The sequence below is a fragment of the Flavobacterium chungangensis genome (genome assembly GCF_042654045.1).
Lineage (GTDB): Bacteria > Bacteroidota > Bacteroidia > Flavobacteriales > Flavobacteriaceae > Flavobacterium > Flavobacterium chungangensis.
On record NZ_JBHSFY010000002.1, the window covers coordinates 458,946 to 473,385 of the forward strand.

The 14,440-nt window shown below is 34.8% G+C and carries 12 protein-coding genes; 9 read left to right on the forward strand and 3 right to left on the reverse strand.

The genetic code is table 11. From position 1 onward, the window contains the following. Positions 1-10 precede the first annotated feature (10 nt). A complete protein-coding gene (locus tag ACFO3N_RS04935; RefSeq protein WP_379795708.1) occupies positions 11-2,152 on the reverse strand; it encodes a catalase in 2,142 nt (713 codons plus the stop codon). A 303-nt stretch (positions 2,153-2,455) separates the two neighbouring features. Between ACFO3N_RS04935 and ACFO3N_RS04940 the strand changes: the two genes are divergently transcribed. The 7 genes from ACFO3N_RS04940 (at position 2,456) to ACFO3N_RS04970 (ending at position 7,725) form a co-directional block, all read left to right on the forward strand. Beyond that, on the forward strand, positions 2,456-2,638 hold the full coding sequence (locus ACFO3N_RS04940) for a hypothetical protein (RefSeq protein ID WP_379795711.1): 183 nt from the start codon (positions 2,456-2,458) through the stop codon (positions 2,636-2,638). Between the two features lie 27 nt (positions 2,639-2,665). Further along, entirely contained in the window at positions 2,666-3,322 is a 657-nt protein-coding gene (locus tag ACFO3N_RS04945; protein WP_379795713.1) for a DUF6766 family protein, read from the forward strand. A gap of 120 nt (positions 3,323-3,442) precedes the next feature. Beyond that, the gene (locus ACFO3N_RS04950; RefSeq protein ID WP_121361360.1) at positions 3,443-4,270 is read left to right on the forward strand and encodes an STAS domain-containing protein; all 828 of its coding nucleotides are present in this window, start codon (positions 3,443-3,445) and stop codon (positions 4,268-4,270) included. Positions 4,271-4,312: 42 nt separating this feature from the next. Beyond that, the gene (locus ACFO3N_RS04955; RefSeq protein ID WP_379795715.1) at positions 4,313-4,687 is read left to right on the forward strand and encodes an STAS domain-containing protein; all 375 of its coding nucleotides are present in this window, start codon (positions 4,313-4,315) and stop codon (positions 4,685-4,687) included. Beyond that, the gene (locus ACFO3N_RS04960; protein ID WP_281233790.1) at positions 4,668-5,081 is read left to right on the forward strand and encodes an anti-sigma regulatory factor; all 414 of its coding nucleotides are present in this window, start codon (positions 4,668-4,670) and stop codon (positions 5,079-5,081) included. The genes ACFO3N_RS04955 and ACFO3N_RS04960 overlap by 20 nt, the downstream gene beginning before the upstream one ends. After that, positions 5,074-6,087: a SpoIIE family protein phosphatase gene (locus ACFO3N_RS04965; RefSeq protein ID WP_379795718.1), complete on the forward strand. Its 1,014-nt coding sequence runs from the start codon at positions 5,074-5,076 to the stop codon at positions 6,085-6,087. The genes ACFO3N_RS04960 and ACFO3N_RS04965 overlap by 8 nt, the downstream gene beginning before the upstream one ends. 6 nt (positions 6,088-6,093) lie before the next feature. Then, positions 6,094-7,725 carry a sensor histidine kinase gene (locus ACFO3N_RS04970; RefSeq protein ID WP_379795720.1) on the forward strand — a complete coding sequence of 544 codons (1,632 nt, stop codon included), beginning with the start codon at positions 6,094-6,096 and terminating at the stop codon, positions 7,723-7,725. Between the two features lie 68 nt (positions 7,726-7,793). Here ACFO3N_RS04970 and ACFO3N_RS04975 read toward each other — a convergent pair whose 3' ends face one another. Together ACFO3N_RS04975 and ACFO3N_RS04980 are read right to left on the reverse strand one after the other, a co-directional pair. Then, complete coding sequence (locus ACFO3N_RS04975; RefSeq protein WP_379795722.1) at positions 7,794-8,336, reverse strand: DinB family protein; 543 nt, start codon at positions 8,334-8,336, stop codon at positions 7,794-7,796. Positions 8,337-8,391: 55 nt separating this feature from the next. Next, positions 8,392-8,898, reverse strand: coding sequence for a Crp/Fnr family transcriptional regulator (locus ACFO3N_RS04980; protein ID WP_379795724.1), 507 nt, complete (start codon positions 8,896-8,898; stop codon positions 8,392-8,394). A gap of 310 nt (positions 8,899-9,208) precedes the next feature. Between ACFO3N_RS04980 and ACFO3N_RS04985 the strand changes: the two genes are divergently transcribed. Together ACFO3N_RS04985 and ACFO3N_RS04990 are read left to right on the forward strand one after the other, a co-directional pair. Continuing rightward, positions 9,209-10,927, forward strand: a complete 1,719-nt coding sequence (locus ACFO3N_RS04985) for an FAD/NAD(P)-binding protein (protein WP_379795726.1) — start codon at positions 9,209-9,211, stop codon at positions 10,925-10,927. Positions 10,928-12,040: 1,113 nt separating this feature from the next. Then, on the forward strand, positions 12,041-14,212 hold the full coding sequence (locus ACFO3N_RS04990) for an alpha-N-acetylglucosaminidase (protein ID WP_379795728.1): 2,172 nt from the start codon (positions 12,041-12,043) through the stop codon (positions 14,210-14,212). The last annotated feature ends 228 nt before the right edge of the window (positions 14,213-14,440 follow it).

Consider the following 14,440-nt stretch of genomic DNA (forward strand, 5'->3'; position numbering starts at 1 on the left):
TAATTTAGTTTTAATTGTACAGATTTGGTTCGCGTTCCCAAAATCTATGTTTTCCCATTGCTTGTATAAAGTCTTTTGTAAATTTTTCACCTGCAGCTTCTTTACTAACAATAAGTCCTTGATCATCATTTGTGATTTTAGAAGCAAAATTTGCAGCACTTAATAAAGAAACAGCTTTTCCGTCAGCTCCAATTACTTTGCAGTGTTTGTAAGCATCGTTTAAAAATTCATTTACTTCATCACTTTCCGCCAGAACAGTCAGACCAAGTCCATCTGGTATATAAACAGCATCAAACAACACCGATGACGCGGTAAGAAAGCTGAAATCTACGTGAATTTCCCCATCAGTATCTGAAATTACAGCTCCGAGATGCGGTGCCACAATACAGCCTTTAGCATCTTCCTGAAGTAATGCTTTTTTCATGTTAGATACTGCAGCTTCAGAAACTCCGTCGGCACAAATGATAGCGACTTTTCTTGAGGCAATCGTTGGCGAATTAACTGGATTTTTCAGCATGCTTAATGCATCAGATGATTTTACAGACTGCTCCACTGTGGTTGATTCCTGTTTTCCGTTTTCATTTTCAGGAGATACACCGTGATTCAGCGGTTTTTCTAAAATAGGAGGAACAGTCGCCCCAAGTCCAATGGCTACTTTTTCGGCCAGTTCTTGATCTACCTGAGATAAAAGGCCAAGCATTCTTAATCTTATGGCTGTGGTTTCGACTTTTCCCAGTTCGAAACGAAGTGCTTTAACAATATGGCTTTTTTCTGCAGGGGTTTGACTATTGAAAAATAATTTTGCCTGTCCGAAATGATCATTAAAACTTTCGCTTCTTTCTCTTATTTTATGCGCATCGATGCGTTCATTAAAACTAGCAAATCCTCCTTCTGCAATTTTTGCCTGATAAGGACAGCCTCCTCCAAGAGAATTAGGATGATAACTGACACGTCCGGTATTAATTTCTTGGCGCATATGTCCGTCACGCTGATTATTATGTACAGGCGCTACACTGCGGTTAATCGGGATTTCATGAAAATTAGGACTTCCTAATCTAGAAAGCTGTGTATCTGTGTACGAAAATAAGCGTCCCTGTAGTAAAGGATCATTTGTAAAATCGATTCCAGGAACTACATGTCCGGGATGAAAAGCAATCTGTTCTGTTTCTGCAAAAAAGTTATCGGGGTTTTTGTTCAAAACCATTCTTCCAATAATAGTCACAGGCACCAGTTCTTCGGGAACCAATTTAGTAGGGTCAAGCAGATCAAATTCATATTTATTTTCATCTTCTGATGGAATAATCTGGACACCTAAGTCCCATTCTGGAAAGTTTCCTGCTTCGATAGCTTCCCAAAGATCCTGTCTGTGAAAGTCGGGATTTTTTCCTGAAATTTTCTGTGCTTCATCCCAAGCAACTGCATGTGTTCCTAATTTAGGTTTCCAATGAAATTTCACAAACACAGATTCGCCAGCTTCATTAATTAATCTGAAAGTATGTACTCCAAAACCTTCCATCATACGATAGCTTCTCGGAATAGCACGGTCAGACATCGCCCACATGATCATGTGCATCGATTCTGGCATTAGTGATATAAAGTCCCAGAAGGTATCATGTGCAGAAGCAGCCTGCGGGATTTCATTGTGTGGTTCTGGTTTTACAGCATGAATAAGATCAGGAAATTTTGATGCATCCTGAATAAAGAAAACAGGAACATTATTTCCAACAAGATCATAGATGCCTTCCTGCGTGTAAAATTTAACCGAAAATCCACGTACATCGCGTGCCAGATCTGTAGATCCTCGAGATCCTGCAACTGTAGAGAATCTTGTAAAAACAGGCGTTTTAAGACCTTTCTCCTGTAGGAAACCTGCTTTGGTTAGTTCTGGTATTGGATTAGTAACTTCAAAGAATCCATGTGCACCAGATCCCCTTGCGTGAACGATTCTTTCAGGAATTCTTTCGTGGTCAAAATGTGTAATTTTTTCTCTAAGAATAAAATCTTCCAGTAAAGAAGGACCTCTTTCTCCTGCTTTAAGAGAATTATTGTCATCATTAATTCTGACACCCTGATCGGTGGTCAGAAACTTATTAGTGCCGTCTGATTTGTTGATTAGCAAATCTCGTTGCTTTTCATCCTGAAAATTTTTCATATGAGGTAGTTGTTAATAGTTAAAAATAGAACCTGAAAAGAAGTTCAGAAATTCAGTTGCAATAAACTGCAAATCATTTTTCAGGTTTTCAAATTTACCTCTACTATAATAGATCCAGTTACAGAATTACAATCTCATGTTATAGAATTAATGATTTAAATTGTTGATATACAATTGTTTGTTTTTTTTTGAAAGTGTAATAATGTAATAAAGTAGAACAATAATATAAAGTATTCCAATAAAGCTTATATACCTTTAGTTCGAATTGTAAATCAATAGTGCAATTTTTAAAAATTAAATTTTATGTTTAAAAAAGGAGAGAAAGTGCAACAGGAGTTTGGCGGACAGGTAATGAAAGTTATTGGTTTTGAACCAGATTTGATAGAGAATGTTGTGACAGAATGGGAGGATGAAGTTGGAACAATTGTAAAAGGAAAATTTATGGAATCCCAGTTATTGCCCGCTGAAGATAACTTAGATAAATAGTAACATATAATATTTGCACCTAAAACCATGAAAAAATTTTTACGCAATAATGGGCTTTCGATTTGTTTCTTTCTATTATTTATAGCCTCTTTTGCGGGACAGATTTTATTTGGATTTGCAGAGCACAATAAAGATCTTTTAGAAGACGGTGCGCCGCAAATTAATCTATTTTCGTATTTCTCAACAGGACATTTTATAGAATCTACATTTGAAAATTGGGAAAGTGAATTTCTGCAGATGGCTTTGTTAGTGGTATTGACAATTTTTTTGCAGCAGAAAGGTTCATCAGAATCTAAGGATTTAGATAAACAGGAAGAAGTTGACAGAGAACCATCAGATAAAAGAAAAAATGTTCCATGGCCGGTTAAAAAAGGAGGGTGGATATTAGCTGTGTACAAGCATTCTCTAAGTATTGCCTTGTTTTTATTGTTTTTTACTTCAATGGCCGCACATTTTTATGGAAGTTTAAAAGATGAAAATGAACAGCTGGCATTAAAAGGTTTGCCTCTGGAAACCGCATCGGCATATATCGGAGATTCGCGGTTTTGGTTTGAGTCTTTCCAGAACTGGCAGAGCGAATTTCTGTCGGTATTTGCTATAGTTATTTTTTCTATTTATCTGAGACAGATTGGATCCTCTCAATCTAAACCTGTAGATGCTCCGCATATGCAGACGGGAGAATAATAAACCCAATTGTATATAAAGAATTAACAGGTGTTTTTTTTACAAAGTATTTTCTGAATTTAGACAGTTTTGCTTAAATTAATTGTCTACATTTACATGAATATCCAAATATCACAACAAATGCAGAACAATCTCCTGGGAAGCTTGAAAGAGCACCAAAACAAATTATTGACCACATGGTCTCAGCTTTTACAAGCAAACGGATCTACTGATGGAGCAACAGAAGAAGAAGAATCAAAGGAGTTCGCCGCTCTTTTTCTAGATGCTTTACAGCATTCAAACGGAAATACTGAATCACACGAATTTGAAAAAGTTCATGACCTGTTAATCGGAATTTCAAGTTCCAGAGGCAGACGTGGTTTTTCTCCCCGCGAAAATGCACAATATCTGATTGCTTTTAAAGAAGCAGCTTCTAAAATTCTTTCAGAAACAGCAACTGATTCTACAGAATTATACAACGCTAATTTGCAATTATCTACGCTGCTGGATAACATGACAATCTTAACTTTTGAATCGTATATGAAAGGACGTGAAGATGTCATTTCAAGACAGATTGACGAGATTAGTGAAATTTCGACACCGGTTATCCGTGTTTGGGATGGTGTTGTGGCACTTCCTATTATAGGAACCCTTGACAGTTCCAGAACACAGGTGGTAATGGAAAATCTTTTGCAGCAAATTGTAGATACAGGCAGTTCTATTGCCATACTTGATATTTCAGGTGTGCCAGCGGTAGATTCACTTGTAGCCCAGCATCTTATAAAAACGGTAAGCGCAACAAGATTAATGGGAGCAGAGTGTATTATCAGCGGTATTCGTCCTGAAATTGCACAAACTGTCGTGCATTTAGGAATTGATCTTACTGGTATTATTACTAAAGCTTCACTTGCAAGTGCTCTTCAAACAGCCTTTGAAATGCTTCAGCTTACGGTTGTGAAAAGAAAATAACGAATTAAGATTATTGACATGGAAAGAATTCCAATACTCAAGATGGGAGATTTTCTGCTGGTTACTATACAGGTCGATCTGTATGACCAATTGGCTGAAAATCTTGAATCTGATTTAATAAATACTATAAATAAACATAATTCAAAGGGTGTCTTAATTGATATATCTGCTGTTTCTATTATTGATTCCTTTATGGGAAGAATTTTAGGAAACATCGCGGTTATGTCAAAAATTATGGATGCACAAACGGTAGTGGTTGGTATGCAGCCTGCGGTTGCTATTACACTGGTTGAACTTGGATTATCTTTAAACGGTGTCATAAGTGCCTTAAATGTTGAGAAAGGCATGGATTTGCTTCGCGCGAAAATGTACAATGGCGATAACGAGGAGCAGACGTATGACGACAGCAACGAATAAAGAGGAACTGCTTATAGTAAAAGAGCAGGATGTAGTTCCATTGCGCAACCGCGTAAAGGAATATGGTGTAAAAATTGGAATGAGCATTTTAAATCAGACCAAGTTAATTACTGCAACAAGCGAACTTGTCCGTAATCTTCTAAAGTACGGAGGAGGAGGGAAAGTTATAATAGAATCTGTAACCAACGGACGCGATCTAGGTGTACGCGTAACTTTTATTGACAAAGGGCCTGGCATAAAAGATATAACTCTTGCTATGCAGGACGGTTACAGCACCGGAAAAAGTTTAGGCCTTGGCCTGCCTGGCACAAAAAGGCTGGTAAATGAATTTGATATACAAACCCAATTAGGAAACGGTACAACCGTAACTATAATAAAGTGGAAAAATGGATAATACTTTTTCCGTTTACAAAATTGACGATAGAAGTCTTATCGCTTTTATTAAACGAGAGATACATAATTTAGCACTTCAATTAGGTTTCAAACCGCACAGAGCTGCTGAAACTGATATTATTATTGCCGAACTTACTTCTAATCTTATTAAATATGCAGGTGGTGGAGATCTGCTTTACAGAGCACATAATCATGGGAGCTGTAATGAAATAGAAATATACTGTCTGGATAAAGGAACTGGTATTGACAATATTTCCAAAATAATGAAAGACGGATATTCTACCTCGAGTACACTTGGTCATGGCATTGGTGCGATTAAGAGATTAAGCAATGATTTTCAGATTTATTCTATGCGCGGATGGGGAACGGTCCAATATATTAAAATCTGTGATAAACCCGATGTTTCGATTCCAAATTCAACTACAAAGTTGGATATGTCAGCATTAAGCGTAAATTATCCAGGCGAGCGAGTATGCGGAGACGGATATCATATTAAATATTCCAAAAAAGGTTTTCAGATTTTTGTTGGAGATGGATTAGGTCACGGAGCAAATGCTCACGAAGCAGTTGAACAAGCAATTAGAGCTTTTAAGCAATGTACAGAAAATGATCCTGTGGCAGTGCTTCGATATGTTCATGAGCACGTTAAAAAAAGCAGAGGACTTGTTGCGACTATTGCTGCCGTTGATTATGAAACAGAAAGTTGGAGTGTTTGCGGTATCGGTAATATCAACACACGAATTTATAGCGGACTTGACAACAAAACTTATACGCCATATAATGGTATAATCGGTCATAATATTCCACGGACTATAAACAGCACTATTGTTCCTTACCAAAAACATCAAATTATTATAATGCATAGTGACGGACTTAGAACAAGATGGAATTTAAATGAACTTAATTCTATAATTAAACAGAGTCCAGCTATTATTGCTTCTGCCTTATATAAAGATAATGTGAGGGGAACTGATGATGCTACAATTTTGGTTGGAAAAATAATTTAAGGCTTTATGAAGGAAATTGTAAAAATTAATCTTGACAATGAAATGGACCTCATACTGGCTCATAAGCGTTCTATGAAAATCGCTGAAATGTGTGGCATGCCTTTATCGTCACAGACCCGTTTTTCTACCGCTGTTTCAGAAGTGGCAAGATGTTCCATTGCCAATGGAAAAAATTCGGTGCTAGTATTGGGAATCAACATTATCAGAGCGAGTCACAAAGAAATATTGGCTGTTCTTACCGATAAAGTCGATCTTAAAAAATGCAACCCCGAAGCCTATAAATATGCCGCCAAAATATCAGGCAATATAGAATACCATTATACCGATAACAAATCGGTAACAACTTTAAGCCATCAGGTTCCTTCACCAGGACTTCTTTCAGATGCCAAAATAAATACTCTGGTTGATTATTTCAAGTATGAACCGCCTATTTCTGCTTATGATGAAATCAGAAAAAAGAATATTGAACTTGTAGCGCTTTCAGAAAAACTGGGAGAAAGTGAAAACCGCTACAGAACTCTGGTTGATACAATTCCTGTTTTAATCTGCATCGTCAATGAGCGAAACATGGTGCTGCTGTCAAACAATGCATTTGAAGTTTATCTAAAAGTTCCTTTACTTTCCTTTGATAAAAAAAGTCTGGGCGCATTTATACATCATGATGATGTGCCGCTAATTATTGAAGGCTGGAGTAATACAAAAAAAAGCAGAGGAGATTTTTCTGCTGATATTCGAATTAAAAAAGAGGATAATTATATTTGGCATAACGTCTCTATTATGCCGAATAAATCTGAAGACGGTTCAATTAGCAGCTGGCTTATTTATTTTGTAAATAATCATGCCCAGAAAATGATTGTTGAAGCTTTAAAAGACAATTCAGAGCTGCGAAAGATGCAGCTTGAGTTGGAGAATGCAAACTCAAAGCTAAAATTCAAAAACAAGGAACTGGAGCAGTTTGCTTTTATAACTAGTCATGATCTGCAGGAACCACTAAGAAAAATCATGATTATGATTTCAAGAGCAGCAGAACATTTAACCGAGCAGCAAAAAACGCTTTATTATTTTGATAAAATTACTTTGGCAGCTGGCAGATTATCTAATTTAATTTCAGATGTGCTTAATTACTCCCGTGTCAATAATCATGATAAATTTACAACAGAAGTTGATCTTAATGATATCGCCGTACAGACTTTAGAAGATTTGAGTCTTATTAAGGAAGAAAAAAAAGCGGTGATAAATTTGAGTTCGCTGCCAACTGTTAATGGAATTGATACCCAGTTGCGACAGCTATTTTATAATCTAATAAACAATGCATTAAAATTTAATTCAGCACAGCCAACAGTAAATATATCCTCCCGTATAATTTCAGCTCAAAGCAACACCACTTTTGATCCTGCAGCTCCCTCAGGTAATTTTCATGTAATTTCAATTGAAGATAATGGAATTGGAATGGACAGCGAATATTCAGGGCGCATTTTTGATATGTTCCAACGGCTACACCAAAGAGATCAGTACAGCGGAAATGGTATCGGGCTAGCATTGTGCAAGCGCATTGTTGAAAATCACAATGGGACTATTAATTTTACCAGCAAACCAGGACAAGGAACAACTTTTTGGATTTATCTTCCAAAAGATTAGCATTTGATTTTTACTGCTTTTATATTTCTTGAGCTTGGTTTAATAACTTTTATAAGGTTAAGGTATTTTTAGCTGCTAATTGTATTTTTTTTTATCTGCTTGAAATGTCTGATAATATGATTAATGAAAAACTCAAAAGTATCGCCAAGTTTTAGAGTGATTAATCTAGAGATCGATATTTTAATTTTTACTTTGTTCAAACTTACATTTCGCGATTGTTGCAACAAATCCAGTAATTTATACTGCTGATTTATAAATTGGTCGATAACCGTTTTGTCAAGGTTTTCATTTAAAGGATTTTTATCCTTAAAAGTCTTCATTTTATTTAATTTTTCTTTAGGCAGCATGCTTTTTGCAAAATAACTCCCTAATAGTCCGCTCTTAAAATCAATTTCAGATCTGCTGTCAGTATTTTTGATTTTCTTTTCTATTTCCGGCAGATAAAAATTCCCGTACCTGTTTAGGTGTTCCAAGCATTCCAGAATGTTCCAGGAAATCTCATCTTCTTTCCATGTTAATACATTTAAATCGTAAGTTTTTAGTTTTTCGGCTTCCTTTAAAATCTGTTTTGTCTGTTCTAAAAGAGCTTCAATAAATTTTTCTGACTGCATAATTTTAATTTTATGTAAAGGTCAAAAAATAGATTTTTATAAACCTTGATTGAAATCAAGACTTTTTGAGGCGTGATAAAGTTTCAGGACTCATTCTTAAATAATTGGCAATATGTCTGTTTGGAATTTCCTGAAATAGCTGCGGACTCCGTTTCAAGACTCTTTCATATCTTTCTTTTGGCGAATTTTTCAGAAGGTCAATTTCGCGTTCCAGCTGTTGGACTGCAAGATTTTCCAAAATTTTGATCCATAACATTAGGTTATTTTTTAAGGCTAAAAAATCATCAATCTGTTTTTTGGTTACCACTTTTAAAACGGTTTTTTTTATGGCCTGAATACACAAATTAGAAGGTTGTCCCGTTAGAAAAGAATCGAGAGAAACAACAAAGTTTTCTTTATATCCAAATCGAATGTTTTGTTCATCGGTTCCGTCTAAAACAAAAATTCTCACGCTGCCACTTTCTATATAGTATAAATTGGTATCTATACTACCATTTATTTTCAGAAATTCATTTCTGTTAATGGTTATCTTTTTGTCTGAAAGTGCTATGATTTCTTTCATTTTTTATTTGTTTGTGATTTTGGTATTCCTGTGCTGGCAAAAATCTAAAATTAGATTCACATTGTCTCATAAATTTAGTCTTCTTTCAAACGTATTTACTAAACATCAAATTTAATTAAACTTGAACTAAGTGATATCATGTAATTTATAGATAGGATTCTGTAAGACGCAGAGCTGTATTTGATTTAAATTTAATGGTTGAAATTGCAAAATTTTGAAATGTAAAATAACATACAGAATACGGTATTATATCTTCCTGTATTAGTTATCAAGATCATGAAAAATCTAAACCTCATAATAATTAAATTCAATGACTGCTGAGAATAAAAAACGTATTGCAATTATAGGAGGAGGTCCAAGCGGACTTTTTATGTATAAAAGACTGGTTGAATCTGGAAAGAATAATTTTGAAGTAGAAATCTTCGAACGTAAAGCACAGCTAGGTTCAGGAATGCCCTACAGCAGTGAAGGTGCAAATAACGAACATATTACCAATGTTTCTGGCAATGAGATTCCGGATATTGTAATTCCAATGTCAGAATGGGTACACACTGCGCCTGTGGAACTGCTCGAAAGATTTAAAATTGATCCCAATAAATTTAATGATTATAAAGTATTTCCCCGATTGTTTTTTGGGGAATATCTTGCCGCACAATTTGAAATGCTGATCGAGGCAGGATCGAAAGCCGGAATTAGTTCAGAAATACATTTCGAGAGTGTTGTTGCCGACATTAAGTATGACGCGAAAAGCGATACAATAGAACTTGAAACAGAGGAAGGAGAGATAAAGGTATTTGATTCTGTCGTTATTTGTACGGGACATAACTGGCCGAGAACTCATGAAGGAAAAATACCGGGGTATTATGATGCTCCTTATCCTCCTCAAAAACTAGTGCAGAAGTTTAATCACGCTATCGCAGTAAAAGGTTCTTCTTTAACAGCTATAGATGCTATTAGAACGATTGCAAGACATAATGGTTCATTTGAATCAGATAAAGAGGGGAACTTGCTTTTCCATTTAAATCCTGAAAGCAGCGAGTTTAAAGTTATGATGCACTCGAGAAGCGGGATGCTTCCTGCTGTACGGTTCCATTTGGAAGATTCTCGCCTTTCCAATGATTCTTTATTGAGCAGTGATGAAATAGAAGAGCACAGAAAAAATAATAATGGTTTTCTGTCGCTTGATTTTGTATTTGAAAAGAATTTTAAAGACATATTCCGTGAGAGGGATTATAATTTTTATGAACGTATCAAAGATTTATCCATTGAAGATTTTGTGGAAGAAATGATGAAACTCCGCGAGCGTTTGGATCCTTTTCAATTGCTAAAAGCTGAATATGTCGAGGCGGAGAAATCCATTAAAAGACACGAATCAGTTTATTGGAAAGAAATGCTGGGCGTGCTTAGTTTTGCCATGAATCATCCTGCAAAATACCTTTCGGCAGAAGACATGCAACGGCTTCAGAAAGTTCTCATGCCGCTTATTTCCATTGTAATTGCTTTTGTCCCTCAGAAATCATGTGAAGAACTTCTAGCTCTTCATCATGCTGGTGTGCTCGACCTTATTTCTGTAGGTTCTGACAGTACAGTCGAACCCCAGCTTAACGGAGGAATAGTATATCACTTCAGCGATGATGATGATAAAAAACATTCGGTTTATTATAAAACGTTTATTGATTGTATAGGCCAGCCTCATCTGGAATACCATGATTTTCCTTTTAAAACGCTTTTGTCACAAAAAGCCATAAGTCCTGCACGTTTAAAATTCCAATCTAACCAAGCCGGCCATGCTGCTTTTTTATTAAATCAAGATACAGTACAAAAAGATGAGGCTGGAGCGTATTTTATGAATGTTTCTGGTATAGCCATAAATGACAATTTTCAGGTTATTGATCAGTACGGCGCTTACAATAAAAACCTTTACATTATGGCGGTGCCTTATATAGGCGGACTTAATCCCGATTATTCTGGCTTAGATTTTTGTGAAGCAGCTTCAATGCAGATTATTCAGAATTTCTTACAGGATTGATTTATAATTCTTTGATAATTTACAGAGTGGTTGTTTTTTAAACTTAAGGAATCAATACCGTTTCTTTTATCCTTTTGGTGGGTAGTGCAGGATTCGAACCTAAGGCTTGAAACCTGCTTATTTCCTGCATTTTTATTTTATAAAAAACTATAATGCCACGATTTTGCCATAAAAATAAAACCACCTAATTTTAGGTATATAATGTTTTGATTTTTAATTGATTGAAGTTTTTTTTGATGCTGTAATTCTCTTTGCTGGAAATGTAATGACTTTTTTATTAAAGTTATTGTTTTGTCCTATTTTTTTTACCTGTATTCTCTCTCTCGAAACAACTAATAGTTCATTTGTATTTCTTCTGAGTAGATACTATGAAATATTCCTTTGCATTCTTCTATTCCTGAAATCCTCTGTAATAAATAGGTTTAACTATTCATCTATTACAGATGGTATATTTTGTTGGCCAGGCACAAGGATTTTATTGCGATGAAAAACAGCCTTCTTATTATAATTCTTATTAAAACAGCCTTAGCTTTTTGTGGTAAAAAACGGAGATAGCTACACTTTAAAAATAATTTGAATTTCATTTTTTATGTTTTACAATTCTACTTATTTGTTTACAAAAGTTTTTGGTGATGCTTTTTGAATTCTCAAAAGAATCTTTTTTGAAAATAATGACATCTTCTTACAAATGAGTTAAAAAATAACTATTAATGACACGAGAAAAGAAATACATCTTTAATTTTTATATGTGTGGTTTGAAAATCATTATCTGATTGCGGTTACATAGATACTATCTTTTTTGATTGTCAAATTTTTTTTGATGGTAATTAATTGCAGAATTAGATTAGATGCGGGCATATGAAATCTTTCAAACCTTCCAAAAGAATATGTCTATATTTTTGATTGATTAATCCATCCTGAAAAAAAACATTCTCTATAATTTTATCTTCTACAGAAGATACAATTGCGTCTTTGAGTTTGTTAAATAAGATTGTTGGTTAATTAATAAATTTTTTGTTTGTTTTTATTTCAAAGGGAGATTAATGATCTATTTATTCTCCCTTATTTTTTGTTCAAAGTCAGTTAATATAATTTAATAAATATACTATTTATATGAAAAGAGAGAATTTTAGCATAAAAAGAAAAAGTTCTTTAAAGAATGTTATATCGATTTTTATTCTGTTGTTTTTTTGTGTCGTTAAGGGGTATTCCCAAAACAATGAAAATACAAGAAGTGCTTTTGAGGTAATAGAAAGATTAGTAGGCAATCGTGCAGCCGATTTTCAGTTGAGCTTGGTTAAAAGTAAAAATAATCAAGCAGATTGGTTTGAAATCAAAACCACAAACAATGTTGTAAAAATTAAAGGGTCAAACAATACTGCAATCTGTTATGCGGCTTATAATTTTCTTCGCGACATTGGAGCTGCTTTAGCAAGTTGGGAAGGGAATAGAGTGGCTCTTCCTAAAGTTTGGCCAAAATATAGTAAAAAAGGAAATACACCTTTTGAATACAGAGAATATCTAAATGCCTGTACTTTCGGCTACACAACACCTTGGTGGGATTGGAAACGCTGGGAACAGGAAATTGATTGGATGGCTTTGCACGGAATTAATCTTCCAACAGCTATGGAGGGGCAAGAAGCAGTGTGGCAGGAATTATGGAAAGAATATGGCTTAACCAATTCGCAATTAGAAGCGCATTTTGCTGGGCCAGCATTTTTGCCGTGGCAGCGTATGGGAAATATTAATAGTCTTGAAGGGCCGCTTCCTCAAGAATGGTTTTCGAAAAAAGAAGAACTTCAAAAGAAAATCTTAGACAGAATGCGAGCATTAGATATGCATCCTGTTGTGCCTGCTTTTAGCGGATACGTGCCTAAGGCTTTCGCCGAAAAACATCCTGAAGCTAAGATAACAGAACTCAAGTCATGGTCTGGAGGAGGTTTTGCCAGTACTTTTCTACTAGATTCAAAAGATCCACTGTTCAAAAAGATAGGGAAACGTTTTATTGAAATTTACACCAAAACATACGGAAAGTCTGATTTTTATCTGGCAGATTCTTTCAATGAAATCGAACCTCCAGTTTCGGAACATAATAAATATGAAGAACTTTCCAACTACGGAAGCGCTGTTTATGAAACGATTAATGAAGCAGCTCCGGGCGCAGTCTGGGTTATGCAAGGTTGGCTTTTTGGAGACAATAAAGAATTTTGGACAAAAGAAGCTACAAAGGCTTTTTTAAGTAAAGTTCCGAATGAAAAAGTGATGGTTCAAGATTATGCCAACGACAGATATAAAGTGTGGGAAAATCAAGAAGCTTTTTATGGAAAACAATGGACGTACGGTTATGTGCATAACTATGGAGGATCGAATCCTGTGTACGGAGATTTGAATTTTTACAAAGAAGAATTGACAAGTTTATTGAAAAATCCACACAAAGGAAATATTGTCGGTTATGGAGCAATGCCTGAGGGTTTAAATAATAATTCAATTGTTTACGAATACATATATGATCTTGCATGGAGCAAAGGACAACAGCCTATAAACGATTGGCTGACAAAATATTTAAATGCAAGATACGGTGGGACAGTTTCAGAATCTGTTTTTCAAGCCTGGAAATTATTATTGGAGTCGGTTTACAATGTAAAATACTGGGAAACTCGCTGGTGGAATGATAGAGCAGGAGCGTATTTGTTATTTAAACGTCCAACTGCTACAATTACAGAATTCAAAGGAAATCCTGGCGATAAGAAAAAATTGAAAGAAGCTTTGGATCTTTTAAGTAAAGAAGCTAAAAAGTATGATCAAAAAGATTTTATCCAATATGATTTAATCGATGTTTCAAGACATTATTATTCATTATGTATAGATGAGGATTTAATGGAATGTGTAAAAGCCTATCAGCAGAAAAATATTGAAAAAGGAGATCAATTATTTAAAAAGATAGAAAAACAAGCATTGGATATTGATAAAATAATGGCAGGCCAGCCATTAAACGGTTTAGACCAATGGGTTAAATCGGCTTCAGATTATGGAAGTTCTCCAGAAGTGTCTTCATTATATATAAAGAATGCCAAAACATTAATTACGCTTTGGGGGGGAGAAGGACATCTTAATGATTATGCTTCGAGATCATGGAAAGGAATGTATAAAGGATTTTACTGGCCAAGATGGAAAATGTTTTTAGAAGCTTTAAGAAAAGCATCAGTTGACAACACTCCTTTTGATGAAAATAAAGAAAGAGAATCAATTAAAAATTGGGAAATTAATTGGACAGAAAGCAAATAAAAATATCCAACGATTATAATTACTTCGTATATAAACATAATTTAACTTAATATTCATAAAATAACTTAAAACCAAACGATCAATATGAAAAAGAAAATTCCCGAAAACGTTTTATTAGTAAGTTTTTAATGATATAATTTTCGAAAAAAAACTTTGCAAAGGCTTACTATCATTGACTTTATAGAAATTATCCATGTTTATGAATAACTTGTCCATTTCTTAACATTT

What these genes read in the sequence shown, in the direction of transcription:
- ACFO3N_RS04980 (WP_379795724.1), bottom strand. Translation starts at nt 8,898, where the DNA reads ATGAAAGAAATCATAGCACTTTCAGACAAAAAGATAACCATTAACAGA.
- ACFO3N_RS04945 (WP_379795713.1), top strand. Translation starts at nt 2,666, where the DNA reads ATGAAAAAATTTTTACGCAATAATGGGCTTTCGATTTGTTTCTTTCTA.
- ACFO3N_RS04935 (WP_379795708.1), bottom strand. Translation starts at nt 2,152, where the DNA reads ATGAAAAATTTTCAGGATGAAAAGCAACGAGATTTGCTAATCAACAAA.
- ACFO3N_RS04940 (WP_379795711.1), top strand. Translation starts at nt 2,456, where the DNA reads ATGTTTAAAAAAGGAGAGAAAGTGCAACAGGAGTTTGGCGGACAGGTA.
- ACFO3N_RS04955 (WP_379795715.1), top strand. Translation starts at nt 4,313, where the DNA reads ATGGGAGATTTTCTGCTGGTTACTATACAGGTCGATCTGTATGACCAA.
- ACFO3N_RS04960 (WP_281233790.1), top strand. Translation starts at nt 4,668, where the DNA reads ATGACGACAGCAACGAATAAAGAGGAACTGCTTATAGTAAAAGAGCAG.
- ACFO3N_RS04975 (WP_379795722.1), bottom strand. Translation starts at nt 8,336, where the DNA reads ATGCAGTCAGAAAAATTTATTGAAGCTCTTTTAGAACAGACAAAACAG.
- ACFO3N_RS04990 (WP_379795728.1), top strand. Translation starts at nt 12,041, where the DNA reads ATGAAAAGAGAGAATTTTAGCATAAAAAGAAAAAGTTCTTTAAAGAAT.
- ACFO3N_RS04965 (WP_379795718.1), top strand. Translation starts at nt 5,074, where the DNA reads ATGGATAATACTTTTTCCGTTTACAAAATTGACGATAGAAGTCTTATC.
- ACFO3N_RS04985 (WP_379795726.1), top strand. Translation starts at nt 9,209, where the DNA reads ATGACTGCTGAGAATAAAAAACGTATTGCAATTATAGGAGGAGGTCCA.
- ACFO3N_RS04950 (WP_121361360.1), top strand. Translation starts at nt 3,443, where the DNA reads ATGCAGAACAATCTCCTGGGAAGCTTGAAAGAGCACCAAAACAAATTA.
- ACFO3N_RS04970 (WP_379795720.1), top strand. Translation starts at nt 6,094, where the DNA reads ATGAAGGAAATTGTAAAAATTAATCTTGACAATGAAATGGACCTCATA.